Here is a 19,684-nt window from a genome sequence, read left to right on the forward strand (position 1 = left end):
GGAGAATGCGGGACGTGGTCGTGCCGAGCGGGGTCGAACGGGTGGCGGGTGAGCCGGTGGCGCTCGCCAGCCCGTTCGAGGTCGCCGAGGCGCTCGGCCTGCCCAAGCCCACCCCCGAGCAGGCCGCCGTCGTGGCCGCGCCCACCGCGCCCGCGCTCGTCGTGGCCGGTGCCGGCGCGGGCAAGACCGAGACGATGGCCGCCCGGGTGGTGTACCTGGTCGCGAACGGCTTCGTCACCCCCGACCGGGTCCTCGGCCTGACGTTCACCCGCAAGGCGGCCCGCCAGCTGTCCGACCGGGTGCGGCTGCGGCTGCGCCGGCTCGGCGGCTCGCCCCTGCTGGACCGGCTCGACCCCAGCGGCGAACGGCGGGCCGCCGTGCTGACCACCGAACCGGTGATCCTGACCTACCACGCCTACGCGGGCCGGCTGGTCGGCGAGCACGGTCTGAGGCTGCCCGTGGAGCCGGGCGTGCGGCTGCTCACCGAGACCGCCGCGTGGCAGCTCGCGCACCGGGTGGTGTCGACGTGGGCCGAGGACATCGACACCGACAAGGTGCCCGCGACCGTCACCGGCTACCTGCTCGCGCTGGCCGGTGAGCTGGGGGAGCACCTGGTCGAGCCGACCGCGTTGCGCAAGCACGCCGAGTGGCTGTGCACGATGATCGAGAACGCGCCGAAGACCGCACGGCAGCGCGACGGGCTGCCCGAGTCGCTGAAGGCCGTGGTCAACGCCCAACGCCTGCGCGTCAACCTGCTGCCGCTGCTGGAGGCCTACCAGGCGCGCAAGCGGCGTGAGGCGGCGATGGACTTCGCCGACCAGATGTCCCTGGCCGCCCGGCTGGCGTCCGAGCACCCGGAGGTCGTGCGCGGCGAGCGTGAGCGCTACGGCGCCGTGCTGCTGGACGAGTACCAGGACACCGGCCACGCGCAACGCGTGCTGCTGCGGTCGTTGTTCGGGCGGGGGGAGCCCATGCCGGTGACGTCGGTGGGCGACCCGGCGCAGGCGATCTACGGCTGGCGCGGCGCGTCGGCGGCGAACCTGCCCCGGTTCGTGCACGACTTCCCGCCCGCGAAGAAGTACGGCCTGCTCACCAGCTTCCGCAACCCGCCGGAGGTGCTGGCGCTGGCCAACGCGGTGTCCGCGCCGCTGCGCGCCTCGGGCCTGGACGTGGACGAGCTGCGCGCCCGTGACGGCGCCGGGCCGGGTGACGTGCGGGTGGCGTTGTTCGACGACGTGCGGCAGGAGCTGGACTGGGTCGCCGACACCGTCGCCGCGCAGTGGGAGCAGCACCTGGACACCAGCGACGAGCCGCCGACCGCCGCGGTGCTGGTGCGGCGCCGTTCGGACATGGCGAACATCGCGGCGGCGCTGCGGGAACGCGGCCTGCCGGTCGAGGTCGTGGGCCTGGGCGGGCTGCTGGACGAGCCGGAGGTCCGTGACCTGACCAGCGCCCTGCGCGTGCTGGTCGACCCGCTGGCCGGTACCGCCGCCGCCCGCCTGCTCACCGGTTCCCGCTGGCGGGTCGCCGCGTACGACCTGGCGGCGTTGTGGACGCGGGCCCGTGACCTGGCGGGTTCGCCGAGCAGGCAGGCCGTGGCGAACGACCCGCTGGCCGTGATCGCCGACGCGTTGCCCGGTGAGCACGCCGAGCAGGCCGGTCTCGCCGACGCGTTGGACGACCCGGGCGACCCGACCGCGTACTCCGCCGAGGGCTACCGGCGGATCCGGCGGCTGGGCGCGGAGCTGTCGGCGCTGCGGCGACGGCTGGACCAGCCGCTGCCCGAGCTGGTCGCGGACGTCGAGCGGACGTTGCTGCTGGACATCGAGGCGATGGCCCGGCCGGGCGGTGTCGGGCGGGCGCACCTGGACGCCTTCGCCGACGTGGTCAACGACTTCGCCGCCGCCAGCCCTTCGGCCACCCTGCCCGCGCTGCTGGACTACCTCTACACCGCCGAGCAGGCCGAGGACGGGCTGGAACCCGGCGAAGTGGAGGTCGCCGAGAACCGGGTGCAGGTGCTCACCATGCACTCGGCGAAGGGCCTGGAGTGGCACATCGTCGCCGTGCCGCACGTGGTCAAGGACGTGTTCCCGGGTCGGAAGAAGTCGTCCAGCTGGCTGCGCGCGGTGGCCGAGCTGCCCGCCGACCTGCGTGGTGACGCCGAGGACCTGCCGACGCTGCGCATCGCGCCCGACGCCAACCGGAAAGAGGTGGAGGAGGCGCTGGTCCGGCACGAGGAGGACTTCGACGAGCGACGGCTGGTCGAGGAGCGGCGGCTGCTGTACGTCGCGCTGACCAGGTCCGAGCACAGCCTGCTGGTGTCGGGGCACTGGTGGGGCGAGACGGGTGACAAGCCGAAGGGGCCGTCCGCGTTCCTGACCGGGATCCGGGAGGCGGTGCGGGCCGCCGACCACCCGCCCGCCGACATCGCGCACTGGGCGCCCCGTCCGGCCGAGGACGACCCCAACCCGCTCGCGTCGCAGACGAAGACGGCCCAGTGGCCCACCGACCCGCTGGGCAAGCGCCGTGCCGCGGTGGCCGAGGGCGCCGAACTGGTCCTCACCGCCCTGGACGCCCTTCGCGAGTCGAACGCCCAGGCCCCGCGTGTCGAACCTCCAGGACCCCCGAGTTCCACGCTCACGGCCCCCGAGCCGGAGTTCGAGCCGCCGCCGGAGCCGGAGTTCGAGCCGGAGCCCGAGTTCGACGCCGAACCGGTGCCGCCGCCGGAGTTCGAGCCCGAGTTCGACCCGGAACCCGAGTTCGAGCCTGGGATCGGGCCCGAGTCCGAGCTTGATCTCGAGCCTGGGCGTGAGCCGGAGTCGGTCGAGCCGGAGCCGGAGCCGGAGCCGGAGCCGGAGCCTGGGCCGGAGTCCGAGTTCGAGTCCGAGGACGACCCCGAGGGCTGGTCGCGCGACGTCGACGTGCTCCTCGCCGAACGCGCCGCCGCGGCCGACCGCCGGGAACGCGTCGTCCTGCCCGACCACCTCTCGGTCAGCCAGCTGGTCGAGCTCGCGGCCGACCCGGACCTGCTGGCCCGCCGGCTGCGCCGTCCCCTGCCGTTCCCGCCCAACCCGCTGGCCCGCCGCGGCACGGCGTTCCACACCTGGCTGGAGCAGCGGTTCGGCGCGAGCCGCCTGTTCGACCTGGACGAACTGCCCGGCGCCGCCGACGAGGGCGCCGCACCGGACACCGACCTCACCCGTCTCCAAGAGGCGTTCCTGGCCAGTAGCTGGGCCGACCGCGTCCCGCACGACGTCGAGGTGCCGTTCGAGGCGGAGATCGACGGGCTGTCCGTGCGCGGCCGGATGGACGCCGTGTTCGCCGACGACGACGGCGGCTGGACCGTGGTCGACTGGAAGACCGGCGCCGTGCCGGACGAAGACCGCCTACCGGCGCTGTCGGTGCAGCTCGCGGCCTACCGGCTGGCGTGGGCGGCGTTGACCGGCACCGCGGTCGAGAAGGTGCGGGCGGCGTTCCACTACGTCCGCCAGGACCACACGCTGCGCCCCGCCGACCTGCTGGACGCGGACGGCCTGCGCGAGCTGATCCGCTCGATCCCGAACTAGCTGTTCACCCGCGCGTTCGCGGGCACTTCCTTCAACACCCGGTCGTAGAGCACTTCCAGCAGCCACCGCCCGAACAGCGACGGCCCGAACTCGGTCGACCGGTCCTCCGGCGGCACCAGCAGCTCGGCGGCGCCCGCCGAGTCCACCGCGACCACACCGATGCCGTAGTAGTCCAGCTCGATCAACGGCCACGACTGCGTGCCCTGCGGCCCGGCGGGCAACACCACCGAGCACGGCGCGAGCGTCATCAAGGTTCCGCACGACTGCAACGCGCGGTCGACCGTGGACTCGCCCACCAGGACGCCGACCAGCTCCACCGCGGGCACGGGCAACCGGTCGTGCGCGGCCGGCTCGAACCACGAGCGGAACCACGACGGGTCGGCCTGCGGCGGCCAGCCGTTCGCGCTGCGCCACTCGTGCACATCGGCACGAACCCGCACGACGGCCGACACCTGGTGGCCCAGCACGGCGACGTCGGGCACGACGATGCCGCGCCAACCCAGCGCCGACGCGGCATGGTGGAGGAGCGGTTGCACTCGGGCATCCTAGGACTGGTTGCGGTTTCAATGACAGACCCTCGGCCGCGCTGGGTGGCCAACCCACTGCCGAGAGTGATCAGGGAGTTGAGCGCCCCACGCGCAACGCCCACAGGACCAGCGGCACCTGCAACGGCAACCGGCCGTAGGCGATGGCCTTCACCCTGCGTGACTTTGTGCGGTAGTCGTAGGCCATCTTGACGTTGGCCGGGAACACCGCCGCGAAGAACCCGGCCGCCAGCTTCCCTCCCACGCCCCGCGTGCGCGGCACGGCGACCGCCGCCGCCAACGCCAGCTCCGCGGCCCCCGACAGGTAGGTCCAGGTCCTCGGCTTGCCCGGCAGCGCACGCGGCACGATCGCGTCGTACGGCTTCGGCTTGGCGAAGTGCGTGACACCCGCGGCGCCGAGCAGCCCGGCCAGCGCGAGCGCCGACCAGGAACGGGAACGAGTGGGTTCCATGCGACCACCCTGTCACGTCGTCCGCCGCACGGCGCTCCCAGGGTTGTCGCGGGGCTATCCTCCCGCACCGTGAGCGGTGATCCCGAAGAACCCGGACATCCCGAGCGGGCGGCCGTGGCCGCGTTCGCCGACGACTTCCTGATCGGCCTGCGCGAGTGGCTGGCCATCCCGTCGATCGGCGTCGACCCGGCGCACCACGGCGACGTGGCCGCGTCCGCGCACTGGCTGGCCGAGGCGTTGCGCCGGGACGGGTGGCCTGACGTGCGGGTCTGGGACGAGGGCCCGGCGCTGCCCGCCGTGTACGCCTGCTGGCCCGCCGCCGATCCGGACGCGCCGACCGTGCTGGTCTACGGCCACCACGACGTGCAGCCGGTCGACCCGGTCGAGCAGTGGCACCACCCGCCGTTCGAGGCGACGCTGGTCGGCGAGGAGCTGTTCGGGCGGGGTGCCAGCGACGACAAGGGCCAGGTCGCGATGCACCTGCTCGGGCTGCGGGCGCACCTCGCGGCGACCGGCGCGCAGCGGCCCGCAGTGACGGTGAAGCTGTTCGTGGAGGGCGAGGAGGAGTCCGGCTCGCCGCACCTGACCCGGCTGCTCGACGACCACCGCGACGACCTCGCGTGCGACCTGGTGGTGTTCACCGACACGCCGCTGTACGGGCGTGACGCGCCGACCGTGTGCACGGGGCAGCGCGGGGTGTACGGCGCGGAGGTCGTGTTCACCGGCGGCACGTCGGACGTGCACTCCGGGCGTTCGGGTGGCGGCGTGCCGAACCCGGCGACGGCCATCGCGCGGCTCGTCGCGGCCCTGCACGACGAGGACGGGCGCGTTCGGCTGCGTGACTTCTACGCCGATGTGATCGAACCCACCGAGGCCGAACGCGCCGACTACGCGGCGCTGCCGTTCGACGAGGCGGTGTGGCTGGCGAACGCGGGTGGCGCCCAAGGGCTGGCCGGTGAACCCGGTTGGTCGACCCTCGAACGGGTCTGGGTGCGGCCCACGGCCGAGGTGAACGGCATCCACGGCGGCTACACCGGGCCGGGGCTGAAGACGATCGTGCCGGCGCGGGCGTCGGTGAAGCTGTCGTTCCGGCTCGTGCCCGACCAGCGGCCCGAGCTGGTGGCGGAGGCGTTGCGCGAGTTCGTCGCCGACCACACACCGCCCGGGCTGCACGCCGAGGTGATCGCGCGCGGTGACGGTGCCCCGCCCTATGCGGTGGACATCTCCCACCCGGCCGTGGGTGCGGTGCGTGACGCTTTGCAAGCCGCGTTCGACCAGCCGGTCAGGTTCAGCCGGACAGGTGGCTCCGGGCCGGCGGCGTTGTTGCACGGGTGGCTCGGCGTGCCGGTCGTGTACCTCGGCGCGACGTTGCCGGATGATCGGATCCACGCGCCCAACGAGCGCGTCGTCGTGCCGCTGCTGCTCCGCGGCGCCGAGGCCGCCGCCCTGCTGTGGCGACTACTCCCGGAGAGGTTGTCATGATCCGCCGCACCAGTCCGGGCGAACCGCTGGCCACCCGGCCCGGTCACTCGCTCGTGGGCGTGATCCGGATGCCGGACGCGGTGCAGAGCCCGGTCCGCGCGATTCTCAAACGGGTGATCGGCGCGCTCACCGCGCTCATGGCCGCCGTGCTGATCGTCTACCTCGACCGCGACGGCTACCGTGACGTCAACGGGGACGGACTGTCCCTCCTGGACGCCGTGTACTACGCGACGGTGTCGCTGTCGACCACCGGATACGGTGACATCGCCCCCGCCAGTTCCTCGGCGCGGCTGGTCAACGTCCTGGTGATCACACCCCTGCGGGTGCTTTTCCTCATCGTCCTGGTCGGTACGACCCTCGAAGTGCTCACCGAGCGTTCGCGGCAGGCGCTGCGCATCCAGAAGTGGAGGACCAAGGTGCGGGACCACGTGGTCGTCATCGGGTACGGCACGAAGGGCCGGTCCGCGGTCAGCGCCCTCATGGGCGACGGGGCCGAGCCAGGCTCGATCGTCGTGGTCGACACCACGCAGGAGGCCCTCGACGCCGCGTCCGCGATCGGCCTGGTCACCGTGCACGGCTCGGGGACCAGCAACGACGTGCTGCGCGTGGCGGGTGTCCCCCGCGCGCGTGCCGTCGTGGTCGCCGCGAACCGCGACGACACCGCCGTCCTGGTCACCCTCACCGCCCGCGAACTGGCGCCGAAGGCCCAGATCGTCGCGTCGGTGCGTGAACGCGAGAACGAGCACCTGCTCCGCCAGTCCGGCGCGGACTCGGTCGTGGTCTCCAGCGAGACCGCGGGCAGGCTCCTGGGCATGGCCACCGCCACCCCGTCCGTGGTCGACATGGTGGAGGACCTGCTGACCCCGGACGCCGGCCTGGCCATCGCCGAACGCGACGTGGAGCCGTCCGAGATCGGCGGTTCCCCCCGCCACCTGCCGGACATCGTGCTGGGCGTCGTGCGTGACGGCACCTTGTACCGGGTCGACGCCCCGGAAGCCGACGCGGTGGAAGCCGGCGACCGCCTCCTCTACGTCAAGAAAGTCACCCCACCGAAGGAGTGACTAGCGCTCGCACGGCCGCTCACCCAGCACTCACTCGGCCAACGGAATCCGCACCTCGAACACAGCCCCGGACACCTCCGCACCGTCCCGTCCGGCCGCGTCGGACACCACCTCCGGCCGCGAGACGCCCGCGCCCCGCGGTTCCGGGGTGGAGTCGTCGTCCCCGGCCACGTCGGGCGCAGCGCTCCCGCCGACCGGGGCCATGCCTGGCCGGCGGTCGTCAGTCACATCGGCGACGGCGTCGGGTTGTCCCGCACTCGCCACCGGGTACGGGTCGGCGACTGCACGGTGTTGCCCGGGGGCGATGCACGACAGTTCGCCGCCGTGCGCCCGCACCACGCCGCGGGCGATCGGCAGGCCGAGGCCCGATCCGCCGGAACGCTGGTCCCTCGCCTCGTCCAGCCGCACCAGCCGGTCGAAGATGCGTTCCCGGTCCTCCATCGGCACGCCCGGACCGTTGTCGGCCACGACGAACACCGCGAAGCCGCCCTCCCGGGACACGCGCAGCCTGACCCGACCCGACAGGCCGGTGGCCTGGCGGGCGTTGTCGGCCAGGTTCGCCAACACCTGCGCCAACCGCTGCGGGTCGCCCCGGACGAACGCGGGCTCACCCTCGGCCGCGATGTCGAAGTCCGGCGCGAGCAGCTGCGTCCGCCCAACCTCGGCCTCGGCCAACGCGAGCAAGTCGACCCGTTCCCGGTGCAGTTCGAGACCGGCCTCGATGCGCGCCAGCGCCAGCAGGTCGTCCACCAGCCGCCCGGCCCGCCGCGACTCCCGCACCAGCAGCAGGTTCAACCGCTCCCGCTCCTCGGCACCGGCCGTCTGCATCAAGGCCTCCGCGACCGCCTGCACGCCCGCGATGGGTGTCCGCAACTCGTGCGCCGCGTCGGCCACGAACCGCTTCGTCCGCTCCTCCGATCCCTCCAACGAGTCCAGCATGTCGTCGAATGCGGCAGCCGTGCGGCCGAGTTCGTTGTCCGCCCGCGACGGGTTGAGCCGGGAGCCCCGGTTGCCGCGCGCGATCGAACGGGCCAGCGTGGTCATGGCGTCCAGGGGCGCCAGCGCACGCCGGACCGTCAACACCATCGCCCCGGCCGTCACCGCCAGCGCACCGAACCCGACCAGCAGCAACAACCGCCGCAGCCTGGTCTGCGCCGCCGTGATGACCGACGACTCCGCGTACACCGTGATCGTCGATCCGTCGATCAACTGCCTGCTGACTTCGTTCGCCACCTCCTCGTCCGGCGCGTTCCCGAACACCGTCCCGTCCGGCATGACCAGCCGGACCTCCACCCCCCGGCCTTCCAGCCGGTCCACCAGGTCCGCACCGCGCACCCGCTGCTTGACCAACTGCTGCGCCACCCGCGCCTTCTCCAGCAGCGCGGTGTCGACGTCCCGCTTGGACTGCGCCGCGAACAGCGCGTCCACCGACAACACGACCCCGATCAGCACCACGGCGAGCACACCGATCGCGGAGAGCGTGACCCGCCGACGCAGCGAGACGGTCCGCAGGCTCACGTCTCGTCCGCCCGCAGCACGTACCCGAGCCCCCGCACGGTGTGCAGCAACCGCGGGCCGTGCTCCTCCAACTTCCGGCGCAGGGCGCTGACGTGCACCTCGACCAGGTTGGGGTCGTAGTCCTCGTAACCCCAGACCGCGGTGAGGATCTGCGTCTTGCCCACCACCCGGCCCCGCTGCGCGGCCAGGTACCGCAGCAGGCGCAGCTCGGTGGCGGTCAACTCGACCGGCACGTCACCCCGCAGCACCACCGCCGAATCGGCGTCCACCACCAGGTCACCGATCTGGACGGTGGACGGCGTCCGCCCCAGCCGCCGCAGCACCGCGCTCACCCGGGCGACCAACTCGGCCAGCACGAACGGCTTCACCACGTAGTCGTCCGCACCCCGGTCGAGCCCGCGCAGCCGATCGGACACGCCGTCCCGGGCGGTCAGCATCACCACCCCGGCACCGGACGCCCGCCGGATGACGTCCAGGAGCATGAAGCCGTCCCGACCGGGCAGCATCACGTCGAGCACCACCAAGTCCGGCCGGAACCGGACCAGCTCGCCTTCCAAGTCACGACCGTCCGGCCGCACCTGCACCTGGTAACCCGCATCCCGCAAGGCGGAACCCACCGCGGCGGCGATCGCCTCCGCGTCCTCGATCACCAGCACCCTGGCAGCAGTCGACACCTCCATATTCTGCGTCGCGTCGCCTGCCACGGCGGTGAAGCCGCGACAAGCCTGACCAAACCGACTTCCCCACACTGCACGCCCCGCCACCGGTCGACCTGCAACCGGATGCGACCGCCCCATACGGACCACCGACCGACCATGCGGTCAGTCAGGCGGTCAGCGCCTCGCCGACCGCCCCTCGGACCGACCGCGCGATCGGCCAGCCGATCTGCCGACCCGCAGACCGTGGGCCTGCCGACCGACCCGCCGACGACCGACCGACCGTGCGCCTGCCGACCGACCGTGCGGGGTGACCGACCCGCCGGTCGACCCGCACGGTCGTCCGACCGCGTCGTCCGACCGCGTCGTCCGACCGCGTCGTCCGACCCGAGCGACCAACCCCAGCGACCGACCGTGCGTGCCGGCGTTGTGGGCTGGGCGTTGTGGGCCGGTCTCCCCCGACGTGGGCGCGGAAGGGGGAGACCGGCCGTCCGTGGACCCCGCGGGCACCTCGTGTCGACGGGCGGTGGCCGACGACCGGTGTGCCTGTGGGGTCGGAATCCGATGTGGACGGGAACTGGGCGGGTGGGCGTGGTGTGGAGCCGTGAGACCAGTATCGAACAGCAGTTCGAGGGTGGGCAAGATCACGATCGAGTGATGTTTGGGCGGGCGGTAGGTGCCTCCGCCCCCACGACAACCGACCACCCCGTCTGCGACCATCCACGCTGTGGCGGTTCCGCGAAGCCCGGTCAGGTGGGCGCTGGTGCTGCTGGTCGTGGGGCTGACAGCCGTCGCGGCAGCGGTCGCGTTGTGGTGGCCGCGCACGTCCGCCGAAGTCCGCCGGGCCACCGCCACCGTCGTCGCACCCGCCTCCTGCGGTGACGCGGAGGCCTACGACCAGGTCGAACTGACGATCGGTGACCGGAAGCACACCGTGAAGCTCGACGGCTGCGGCCACCAGCAGGACGAGGTGGTGGAAGTCGTCCTCCCCGCCGACACCACCGGCGAGTTCACCGTCCAAGCCGCCGCCAGCACGCCCCAGGGCATGCCGTTCGACGTCCGGCTGACCACGTTGCTGATGTGCCTGAGCGGCCTTGCCGGCGGCCTCTACGCCTACCTGCTGACCAGGCGCTCTCAGCCCACGGCCTCCGCCGAAGCCGCGTAGGTGTTGCACGACGACGTCTCACCGGTGGTGAACCCGAGCGACGCCCACTCGGACTGGTTCTCCGGGCTGCCGTGGGCGTTCTTCTCCGGCGGCTCCTCCACGGCGTACTGGAAGTCGTCCGCCGCCTCCTGCGCCAGCCCCGTCCCGATCGACTCGGACGCCGCCACCAGGAACATCCCGGCGAAGCAGTTGGCCTGCAGCTCGATCCGCCGCGACATCTCCAGCCCCGCCGGCGTCTCCTCACCGGCCGAGACGATCTTGCTGTCCGCCGCGCGCAGCATCCCCGACAACGCCTGCACGTGGTGCCCGTACTCGTGCGCCAACGTCGCCAGGTGCGACCCGGCGCGCTCACCGCCACCGTTGTCGCGCAGCCGCCGCGTGGGCATGTAGATGGTCCTGTTGCGACCGCAGTAGTACGCGACCGCCTCGCTCTCCGCGGGCGCCGAGCCGCACGGTCCCTCCACCAGGTCCGGCGACGTGTCCAGCGCGGGCGGGTCGAACGGCAGGTTCACCTGCTCCAGCGCCGGCCGCCACGCCTGGTCCAGGCACGCCACCCCGGCCTTGTAGTACGCCGACAGCTCCGCGTCCGACACCCCGAACCCCGGCAACGCGCACGTCACGGCGGGCAGTCGAACAGGCGCGGTGAGCAGCGGGTGGTCGGCCAGCCGGTGCACGGCACGAGGTCGAGGGGCCTCGGTCTCCGTGGTCTGCGGAACCTGCACACCGGGCGCGGCCACCGCGCGACCGTTGATCCGCCGGGACGTTTCCAGCTGCGTGATGCCGCCCAGGCCCAGCACGCACAACACGATCAACGAGAACACGCCGATGAGGACGATCGGGTTGTTCTTGGGCTCCTCGGGCGTGTGCACGGTCCTCCAGTCGGGTCAGCTGACGTCCGCCGCGCTCGCCACCCAAGTGTTGCACGCGCTCGTCTCGTTGTTTTTGAACCCGTGGTTGACCCACGCCGCGTTCTTCTCCGGCGCACCGTGGTCCCGGTTGGGGTAGATCGGGTAGTCGCCCCGGTTGCCCGCGTCGGTCAGGGCCACCGAGATGACGTCACCGGGCACGGCGCCGTGCGACAGCGGCGCCAGCGTCATCCCGCCGAAGCACGTGGCCTGCAGCTCCTTGCGCCGGTTCAGGTCGAGGCCCTCGGGGGTGTCCCAGCCGCCCTTCTCGTACTGGGCCTGGCTGGACGCGCGCAGGATGCCGGACAGCCACTGGATGTGGTGGCCGTACTCGTGCGCGAGCTGCCCCAGATACTTGCCCGGGTGGTTGGGGTTCGCCGAGCCCTGCTCGTTGGCGTAGTGGTTCGGCGTCCAGTAGATCGTGCCGTCGCAGTACATGGCGGTGCGGTCCGGGCCCATGTTGCCGCACGTGTTGGTGATCTGGGACGTCACCATGACCAGCTCGACCGGCTGGTAGGGCAGGTTCGCGCGTTCGAACGACGGCTTCCACATCGCCTCGATGCACGGCAGCGAGGCGCGCAGGAACCGGTCCTGGCCGGCGGGCGAGTAGTCCATCGCCGGCAGGGCGCAGCCGTCGATGTTGAACGCGCCGAGGCCCGCGGCGTGGATCGGGTTGTCGCCCAGCGTGATGGAGGCCTTGGGGCCCGCCTTCGGCGTGCTGGTCGAGGGGGACCGCCTGCTGGTGGTCTCCGCGGACGTGGTCGTCGTCGTGGTGGTCGTGGTGGTGGGTTCGGGCGTGTACGTGTAGCTCGCGTACCCGGCGTTGCCCGAATCGCTCGCCTCTTTGCTGCCGCTGGTCGCGGCCACGATGCCGATCGTCGCGACGCCGAGCACGAGGAAGCCGACGATCAGCACCGCCACCAGCGGGCCCTTGCTCTTCTGCCGGGGCAGCGGCGGGTAGGGCATCGGCGCCGGGCCCCAGTTCGGCGGCGGTCCGGCCGGCGGCCCCCAGTTCGCCGGTGGCGGTTGCGGCATCGCGGGCGCCTGCCCGGGCCACTGGGGAGGCTGCTGGAACTGCTGGGGCTGCTGGAACTGCTGGGGCTGGGGTTGTTGCGGCTGCGGCCCGGTCAGGGGCGGCGGCTGCTGTGCCGGCCACTGACGGGTCGGCTGGGGCTGTTGCGGGTGCAGCGGGGCGGGCATCGGCGGTGGCCCAACCGGTCGTGGCGGTGGCCAGCCACCCGGCGGCGGTGGTTGCGTCATCGCTGGTGGTCCCCCATATCGCGGATGCCCGAATCAGCACAAGAGCTTAGGGGAACTCCGCTATTCTCCGCGGCCGTGTTGAAAAACTGGGGAGCGGCGGCCCTCTGCGCGGTCGCGCTGTGCACGGGCGTCGGCACGGCGTCGGCGCAGCCGAGCGGCACGGCCGGACTGCCCGGGACGGTCGGCGCGGACGTGCGGCTCAAGCTGGAGCGCGACGGCAGGCTGACCGTGACCGAGGTGGTCACCGTTCCCGACGGCGGGACGGCCACCCGGGTCGTTCCGCTGCGCGTGCCCGTCTCCGCCGAGCGCGACCGGGTGTTCCAGGTCGCCGACGTGACCGTGGAAGGCGAGGGCACCGCTACCGCATCGGACGACGAGCTGACGATCGCACTCCGGCCGGGCACGTCCACCGTCCGGTACTCCGTGATCGGCACGGTCGCGAAGATCGGCGACACGCTGGAGCTGCGCTGGCAGCCCGCGAGCGGCTGGGACACCGCGCTCGACTCGGTGAAGGTCTCCGTGATCACGCCGGACGCGCCCAGGTCGGTGAACTGCCTGGCCGGCGAGCCGGGCACGTCCAAGCCGTGCACCAGCGCGGACCTCGGCGACGGGCGCGGCGTGCGGGCCACCGAGATCGGCCTGGCCGCCGGTGAGCGGGTCGACGTGGCGGTCGGGCTGCAGGAGGGCGCGGCGCCGGCCAACGCGCGGGTGGAGGAGACGTCCGGGCTGGCGGCGGCGTTCGCGTTGACGCCGTTGACCGGCGCGGGGCTCGGTGGGCTGGTCGTGCTGCTGCTGGGCGGCGGGTTGTTGTTGTGGTACCTGCGGGGGCGGGACGCGCGGGCGTTGGCCAGTGAGGTCGGACCGGTGAACGTGCTGGTCACGGACGGCTCCGGGCGGATGGTGTTCGCGTCGCCGGACGGCGTGCTGCCCGGCCAGGTCGGCACCGTGGTGGACGAGCACGTGGACGTGGTGGACGTGACCGCGACGATCGTGGACCTCGCGGTGCGCAACTACGTGTGGATCGAAGAGGTGGACGGGCACGACTGGAGGTTCGTGCGGCGCAACCCGGCCGATTCGTCGCTGTCGGGGTACGAGCGGGCGGTGTACGAGGCCTTGTTGCCCGATGGTGTCAACGCGGTGTCGTTGTCCGAGCTGAGGGGCAGGCGGATCGACCTCTCTCGCGTGCGGGACGCGTTGTACGCCGACGTGGTGGCGAAGAACTGGTTCGCCCGCCGGCCGGACGCGGAGCGCAGCCTCTGGTGGTGGGCCGGGGTCGGGGTCGGCGTACTGGGCGCGGCGCTGACGGTGGTGTTGGCGCTGGTCGGTGGTGCGGCGTTGTTCGGGCTGGTGGTCGTGGTGGCCGGGGTGGCGCTGGCGGTGGGCGCGCGGTCGATGCCCGCCCGGACCAAGCGCGGCAGCGCCTTGTTGGAGCACGTGCGCGGGTTGCGCGGGTACCTGCACACGGCCACGCCGCAGGACATCCCGGAGTCCGATCGGGAGATGGTGTTCTCGCGGTCGCTGCCGTACGCGGTGGTGTTGGGGGAGACGGAGCGGTGGCTGGCCACGTTCGCCGGCACGCGGCCGGGGCTGTACTGGTTCGGAGAGGCCGAGCAGGGCGGTGACCTGCGGCGATTCGCGCAGCGGTTCCCGGCGTTCCTCGGTGCGGTCGACGGTGTGCTGGCGCAGGCGGGGCACTTGCGGTCGCTGCGCGGCTGACCCGCGTTTCACTCGGAAGTGATCTTGCGCTACCTCGAACAGCAGTTCGACAATGGACCTATCCCCGAACACGGACCCGAGGGCGGCGGGCGAAGGTTCGGGGGGCGAGGCCGAAGTCGTCCCGGTGTCCACACGCGCCGGCTCCACCGGGTGGTCGGCCTGCTGAGACAGGCGGTGGTCCGGACCGGTGCGGGCGTGTGCCCGGTCCCGGATGGCCGTCGAGCCGCTGGTCGGCCGGTCCGAGCCCGGTCGTTCGCGCTGGGCGTAGCGGCACGCTCCGGTGGGTGGGCGACCATCGGGCTGGGCGGTGGTGTGAACCCGTAGGCTGCGTTCATGGCGCTACCCGAACTGCACAGGTTCACGCTTCCCAACGGTCTGCGGGTGGTGCTCGCACCCGACCGCAGCGCCCCGGTCGTCGGGGTGAGCGTGCACTACGACGTCGGCTTCCGCTCCGAGCCCGAGGGGCGGACCGGGTTCGCGCACCTCTTCGAGCACCTCATGTTCCAGGGCAGTGAGAGCTTGGAGAAGTTGGCGCACTTCCGGCACGTGCAGTCCTCGGGCGGCACGTTCAACGGGTCGACGCACCCCGACTACACCGACTACTACGAGGTGCTGCCGTCGGCGGCACTGGAGCGGGCTCTGTTCCTCGAGGCGGACCGCATGCGGGCGCCGAAGCTCACCGAGGAGAACCTGCGCAACCAGATCGACGTGGTGAAGGAGGAGATCAGGCTCAACGTGCTCAACCGACCGTACGGGGGGTTCCCGTGGATCCTCCTGCCGCCGGTCCTGTTCCAGACGTTCCCCAACGCGCACAACGGCTACGGCGACTTCACCGACCTGGAGAACGCCACCGTGGACGATTGCGCCGCGTTCTTCGACACCTACTACGCGCCGGGCAACGCCGTGCTGACGGTGGCGGGCGACTTCGACCCCGAGGGGGCGAAGGCACTCGTCGAGAAGCACTTCGGTGACGTGCCCGCCCGTCCGGTGCCGGTCCGGCCGTCGTTCGCCGAGGCCGCGCCGAAGGGCGAGCTGCGCGCCGAGCACACCGACAAGCACGCGCCGATGCCCGCCATCGCCGTGGGCTACCGGATTCCGGACCCGGTGAACGAGGTCGAGGCCTACCTCGCGTACCTGGTCCTGGCCGGTGTGCTCACCGATGGCGACGGGTCGCGGCTGCAGCAGCGGCTCGTGCACCGTGACGCGATCGTGGTCGACGTGGGTGCGGGGTGCGGTCTGTTCGGGCCGCTGGAGGCACGCGACCCGGACACGTTCAGCATCACCGCGATCCACCCGCCGGAGGTCACCTCCGAGCAGGTGCTCGCGGCGGTGGACGAGGAGCTGCTGCGGTTGGCCGAGGAAGGGCCGACTGAGCAGGAGCTGGCGAAGGTCACCGCGCGCTGGGTGTCGACCATGCACCGCGAGCACGACCGGCTCACCAGCCGGACGCTGGGCCTCGGGTCGGCCGAGCTGCTGTTCGGGCGGGCCGAGCTGCTGTACGAGCTGCCGGACAAGCTGGCCGGCATCACCACCGACGAGGTCGCCGCGGCGGCCAAGGCGCTGCGGCCGGACTCGCGCGCCGTCCTGACCCTCAAGCCCGTCGACGGAGGTACCGAGTGAGCGCCCCGACCAAGCACCGCAGCGCCGAGGAGATCGGCCGTACGGAGCTAGGGCCTCGCCCGTTCCCGGAGCTGGGCGAGCAGCGGGCGGCGGCGGACCTCGACACGATCGACACGACGCTGGCCAACGGCCTGCGCGTGCTGGCCGTGCGCCGGTCGTCGGTGCCGCTGGTGGAGGTGCGGCTGCGGATCCCGTTCGGCGACCCGGCGTCGACCAGCGTCGGCTCGACGCACGCGGCCCGCGCCGAGGTGCTGGCGAACACGATCCTCACCGGCACCGCCACCCGCAACCGGGTGGACGTGGACACCGAGCTGGCGCTGGTCGGCGGTGAGCTGGACGCGGTGGTCGACCCGGAGCGGCTGGCGCTGTCCGGCAACGCCCTGGTGTCCGGTTTCGGCACGGTGCTGGACGTGCTGCGGGACGTGCTGACCGGCGCGACCTACCCGGCCGACGAGGTCGAGCGGGAACGCGCGCGGCTGGTGGAGCGGATCCGGTTGGCGCGGTCGCAGCCGAACGTGATCGCGCGGGAGGCGTTGCAGCGCCACCTGTACGGCGACCACCCGTTCGCCAAGGAGATGCCCGAGGCGGACGAGGTCGCGGCGGTCACGCGGGACGACGTGCTGGCGCTGCACTCGACGGCCGTGCTGCCGCGCGGGTCGGTGATCGTCGTGGTCGGCGACGTGGCGCCGGACGCGGCGGTGCGCGCGGTCGAGGAGGCGCTGGGCGGCTGGACCGGCGAGGGCACCGCGGTGGCGTTGTCGCCGCTGCAGCCGGTGCGGGGTGGTGACGTGCTGTTCGTGCACCGTCCCGGTGCCGTGCAGTCGCAGATCCGGCTCGCCGGGCGCGGCCTGGAGCGCACCGACCCCCGCTACCCGGCGTTGCAGCTGGCGAACCTGGTGTTCGGCGGGTTCTTCTCGTCCCGGCTGGTCGAGAACATCCGCGAGGACAAGGGCTACACCTACAGCGCGCGGTCGCACCCGGAGTTCACGCCGGGCGGCGCGACGCTGCTGGTGGACGCCGACACGGCGAGCGAGGTGACCGCGGCGGCGCTGCTGGAGACCCGCTACGAGCTGGGCAAGCTGGGCCTGGTGCCGCCGACCGAGTCCGAGGTGGACACCGCGCGCCGGTACGCGATCGGGTCGCTGCTGACCGCGACGTCGTCGCAGGGCGGGCTGGCGTCGTTCCTGATGAACCTCGCCGGGCTCGGCCTGGACGTGGAGTGGTTCACCGGGCACCCCGGCCGGCTGGCGGAGGTCACCGTCGAGCAGGTCACCGAGGTGGCGTTGGAGTTCTTCGCGCCGACCGCGTTCACCGGTGTGCTGGTGGGCGACGCGGAACTGCTGACCCCGCAGCTCCGGGCGCTGGGCGGTGTCACCCTGCCGTGAGCTTCGAGTTGGTGGAACTGCCCGCGCTGTCGCGGTTCACGGTGGACCGGCAGGAGCCGTTGCGGGGCGACGCGGAGCGCGTCGCGCAGTTGTGGCCGAAGGCGCGCGTGATCACCGTGGACGCGCACGGCCGCACGTTGGTGGCCGACCGGGCTTCGCGCCTGGTCGACCGCCCCGCCACCGAGTTCGGCGACGGCCCGCCGGACACGGCGGTGCTGCTCGGCGAGCAGGACGGCGTGGCGTACTGGGCGGTTCCGCTGACCGAGGACGAGACGGACGTCAGCGCGTCGTCCGGCCGGGCGTGGATGCGGCCGGAGCTGACCGACGAACCGCAGTGGCTCGACCTGCGGGCGTGCGGCGCGCTGCTGGACGACACCGGCGCCGGTCTGTTCACGTCGGCGGTGGCGTTGTTCCACTGGCACCGGTCGGCGAAGTTCTGCGCGGTGTGCGGCGGTCGGACGGAGTCGATCAAGTCCGGCTGGGCGCGCGTGTGCGAGCAGTGCGCGAACGAGGAGTACCCGCGCACGGACGCCGCCGTGATCTGCCTGGTGCACGACGGCGGCGACCAGGTGCTGCTCGCCCGTGGCGCGGGGTGGCCCGAGGGGCGGTACTCGGTGCTGGCCGGGTTCGTCGAGGCGGGCGAGTCACTGGAGGCGTGCGTGGCGCGGGAGATCGTGGAGGAGGTCGGCGTCGAGGTCGGCCGCATCCGCTACCTCGGCAGCCAGCCGTGGCCGTTCCCGCGGTCGTTGATGGTGGGGTTCGAGGCGGTGGCCGACCCGACCGAGCCGTTGCGGCTCGCGGACGGCGAGATCGCGCAGGCCAGGTGGGTGAGCCGGGCCGACGTGCGGCAGGCGCTCGCCGAGCCGGGCAGCGTGCCGGACCTGCTGCTCGCCCCGGGCGCCTCCATCGCCTACCGGATGATCCAGTCCTGGGCGGCGGCCGGTCGAGCCGAGGCGTAGGGGCTGGAGCACGTCGAGCCGCCGAGTGACCGCGATGCCGATCCGCATCGGCGAAAACTGCTGGAAGCACACGGCAAATAGGACGCCAAGCGGTCCGCCACCGACTAACGTCGGGGCTTCGACGCGCCCGTGTGGCGGCCGTGGTCCTACTCGCCCGACGGGGGTCGCCGTGCACCGCAGACTGACCGTGCGCGACCTGCGTGCCGGCAACCGGGCACGGGTGCTGCGCGCGCTGTACTTCGACCAACCACGCAGCCGGCAGGAGCTCGCGGGCGCCACCGGGCTCAGCCAGGCGTCGGTCAGCAACGTGGTCGCCGAGCTCATCGCCGATGGCGTGGTCGTCGAAGCCGGGCAGGTCGACTCGGACGGCGGGCGGCCCCGCGTGCTGCTGCGGGTCGACCCGGCGCACGCGGCGGTGGTGGGTGTCGACGTCGGCGAGACGCACGTGCTGGTCGAGGTGTTCGACCTGACGTTGCAGCGGTTGGCGGAGGCGACGTTCCCGATGGAGCCGGACGTCCACTCGGTCGACGACGTGGCGCGGCGGGTCCTCGAAGGACTCGACCGGTGCCTCGCCGCGAGCGGGGTGGGTGACGTGCTCGGCGTCGGCATCGGCGTGCCCGGGCAGGTCGAGCGCGGCCGGGTGTACGCGCAGACCGTCGGCTGGCACGGCGTCGCGCTGGAACAGCTGCTGCGGACCGGCACCGACCTGCCGTTGTTCCTGGACAACGGCGCGAACACGTTGGGGCAGGCCGAGGTGTGGTTCGGCGCGGGCCGCGGCACGGGTGACGCGGTGGTCGCGTTGATCGGGTCGGGTGTCGGCGCGAGCGTCATCACCGGCGGCGTGCTCTACCGCGGTTCGTCGGGCGGCGCGGGGGAGTGGGGTCACACGACGGTCGCGCTGGACGGCCGCCCGTGCCGGTGCGGTGCGCATGGTTGCCTCGAGGCGTACATCGGCGCGTCGGCGGTGGTCGACCGCTACCGCGCGGTGAAGTCCGACGTGCCTGCCGAGCAGGAGGCGGCGTTGGCGGCGCTCGTGGCGGACGGTTCACGTGCCGCGCGGGACGTCCTCGCCGAGACCGCCCGCTACGCCGGGCTCGGCATCGCGAACCTGATCAACCTGTTCAACCCGTCGCAGGTGATCCTCGGCGGCTGGGCCGGGCTGCTGCTGGGCGCGCGGATCCTGGACGACGTGCGCGCCCAGGCCTCCCGCCACGCCCTGCACCGACCGTTCGAGCAGGCGTCGATCACCCTGTGCGAGCTGGGGCCCGAGTCGGTCGCGCTGGGTGCGGCGACGCTGCCGGTGGCCGAGTTCCTGGCCGCGGGCGGTGTGCGCCACCGCACGCCCAGCCCCGTGGTCTAGGGCGGGACCCGGCCGGCGTGGAGTTCCGGCCGGGG

15 protein-coding genes are annotated in these 19,684 nt (G+C 72.8%); 9 read left to right on the plus strand and 6 right to left on the minus strand.

The annotated features are described in order from the left end of the window. Positions 1-5: 5 nt before the first annotated feature. Entirely contained in the window at positions 6-3,566 is a 3,561-nt protein-coding gene (locus B0I31_RS23330) for an ATP-dependent helicase (protein ID WP_106617463.1), read from the plus strand. Here the strand turns inward: B0I31_RS23330 and B0I31_RS23335 are convergent. Both B0I31_RS23335 and B0I31_RS23340 read right to left on the minus strand, forming a co-directional pair. Then, a complete protein-coding gene (locus B0I31_RS23335) occupies positions 3,563-4,102 on the minus strand; it encodes a hypothetical protein (RefSeq protein ID WP_073896039.1) in 540 nt (179 codons plus the stop codon). The genes B0I31_RS23330 and B0I31_RS23335 overlap by 4 nt on opposite strands. Before the next feature lie 79 nt (positions 4,103-4,181). Beyond that, positions 4,182-4,562, minus strand: coding sequence for a DoxX family protein (locus tag B0I31_RS23340; RefSeq protein WP_106617464.1), 381 nt, complete (start codon positions 4,560-4,562; stop codon positions 4,182-4,184). A 69-nt stretch (positions 4,563-4,631) separates the two neighbouring features. On the opposite strand from B0I31_RS23340, the gene B0I31_RS23345 reads away from it, so the two are divergent. Together B0I31_RS23345 and B0I31_RS23350 are read left to right on the plus strand one after the other, a co-directional pair. Further along, positions 4,632-6,044 (plus strand): M20/M25/M40 family metallo-hydrolase, encoded by a 1,413-nt coding sequence (locus tag B0I31_RS23345; protein ID WP_106617465.1) that lies wholly within the window; start codon positions 4,632-4,634, stop codon positions 6,042-6,044. Next, the gene (locus B0I31_RS23350) at positions 6,041-7,105 is read left to right on the plus strand and encodes a potassium channel family protein (RefSeq protein WP_106617466.1); all 1,065 of its coding nucleotides are present in this window, start codon (positions 6,041-6,043) and stop codon (positions 7,103-7,105) included. Before B0I31_RS23345 ends, B0I31_RS23350 begins: the two co-directional genes overlap by 4 nt. A 30-nt stretch (positions 7,106-7,135) precedes the next feature. On the opposite strand, the gene B0I31_RS23355 is transcribed toward B0I31_RS23350, so the two are convergent. Together B0I31_RS23355 and B0I31_RS23360 are read right to left on the minus strand one after the other, a co-directional pair. After that, entirely contained in the window at positions 7,136-8,623 is a 1,488-nt protein-coding gene (locus B0I31_RS23355) for a sensor histidine kinase (RefSeq protein ID WP_245950269.1), read from the minus strand. Continuing rightward, positions 8,620-9,297 (minus strand): response regulator transcription factor, encoded by a 678-nt coding sequence (locus B0I31_RS23360; RefSeq protein ID WP_425444389.1) that lies wholly within the window; start codon positions 9,295-9,297, stop codon positions 8,620-8,622. The genes B0I31_RS23355 and B0I31_RS23360 overlap by 4 nt, the downstream gene beginning before the upstream one ends. Positions 9,298-10,006: 709 nt before the next feature. On the opposite strand from B0I31_RS23360, the gene B0I31_RS23365 reads away from it, so the two are divergent. Beyond that, on the plus strand, positions 10,007-10,444 hold the full coding sequence (locus B0I31_RS23365; RefSeq protein ID WP_146173912.1) for a hypothetical protein: 438 nt from the start codon (positions 10,007-10,009) through the stop codon (positions 10,442-10,444). On the opposite strand, the gene B0I31_RS23370 is transcribed toward B0I31_RS23365, so the two are convergent. Continuing rightward, on the minus strand, positions 10,414-11,313 hold the full coding sequence (locus tag B0I31_RS23370; protein ID WP_106617469.1) for a neutral zinc metallopeptidase: 900 nt from the start codon (positions 11,311-11,313) through the stop codon (positions 10,414-10,416). The two genes, B0I31_RS23365 and B0I31_RS23370, sit on opposite strands and share 31 nt — an antisense overlap. A gap of 15 nt (positions 11,314-11,328) precedes the next feature. Continuing rightward, complete coding sequence (locus B0I31_RS23375; RefSeq protein WP_245950271.1) at positions 11,329-12,549, minus strand: neutral zinc metallopeptidase; 1,221 nt, start codon at positions 12,547-12,549, stop codon at positions 11,329-11,331. 135 nt (positions 12,550-12,684) lie between these two features. On the opposite strand from B0I31_RS23375, the gene B0I31_RS23380 reads away from it, so the two are divergent. From B0I31_RS23380 to B0I31_RS23400, 5 genes are all read left to right on the plus strand, one after another. Next, positions 12,685-14,325: a DUF2207 domain-containing protein gene (locus B0I31_RS23380; protein ID WP_106617471.1), complete on the plus strand. Its 1,641-nt coding sequence runs from the start codon at positions 12,685-12,687 to the stop codon at positions 14,323-14,325. A gap of 333 nt (positions 14,326-14,658) precedes the next feature. Further along, positions 14,659-15,945: a M16 family metallopeptidase gene (locus B0I31_RS23385; RefSeq protein ID WP_106617472.1), complete on the plus strand. Its 1,287-nt coding sequence runs from the start codon at positions 14,659-14,661 to the stop codon at positions 15,943-15,945. Further along, entirely contained in the window at positions 15,942-17,330 is a 1,389-nt protein-coding gene (locus B0I31_RS23390) for a M16 family metallopeptidase (RefSeq protein ID WP_106617473.1), read from the plus strand. Before B0I31_RS23385 ends, B0I31_RS23390 begins: the two co-directional genes overlap by 4 nt. Further along, positions 17,327-18,289: an NAD(+) diphosphatase gene (gene nudC, locus B0I31_RS23395; RefSeq protein ID WP_106617474.1), complete on the plus strand. Its 963-nt coding sequence runs from the start codon at positions 17,327-17,329 to the stop codon at positions 18,287-18,289. Before B0I31_RS23390 ends, nudC begins: the two co-directional genes overlap by 4 nt. Before the next feature lie 169 nt (positions 18,290-18,458). Further along, on the plus strand, positions 18,459-19,649 hold the full coding sequence (locus B0I31_RS23400) for an ROK family transcriptional regulator (protein ID WP_106617475.1): 1,191 nt from the start codon (positions 18,459-18,461) through the stop codon (positions 19,647-19,649). Positions 19,650-19,684: the final 35 nt, after the last annotated feature.

Origin of the sequence: Saccharothrix carnea (genome assembly GCF_003014735.1) — a bacterium.
GTDB classification, from domain to species: Bacteria; Actinomycetota; Actinomycetes; order Mycobacteriales; family Pseudonocardiaceae; genus Actinosynnema; species Actinosynnema carneum.

Bases quoted from the DNA above. Each gene is read 5' to 3' on its own strand.
- B0I31_RS23330 (WP_106617463.1), top strand. From the start codon at position 6: ATGCGGGACGTGGTCGTGCCGAGCGGGGTCGAACGGGTGGCGGGTGAG.
- B0I31_RS23340 (WP_106617464.1), bottom strand. From the start codon at position 4,562: ATGGAACCCACTCGTTCCCGTTCCTGGTCGGCGCTCGCGCTGGCCGGG.
- B0I31_RS23350 (WP_106617466.1), top strand. From the start codon at position 6,041: ATGATCCGCCGCACCAGTCCGGGCGAACCGCTGGCCACCCGGCCCGGT.
- B0I31_RS23375 (WP_245950271.1), bottom strand. From the start codon at position 12,549: ATGCCCGCCCCGCTGCACCCGCAACAGCCCCAGCCGACCCGTCAGTGG.
- B0I31_RS23385 (WP_106617472.1), top strand. From the start codon at position 14,659: ATGGCGCTACCCGAACTGCACAGGTTCACGCTTCCCAACGGTCTGCGG.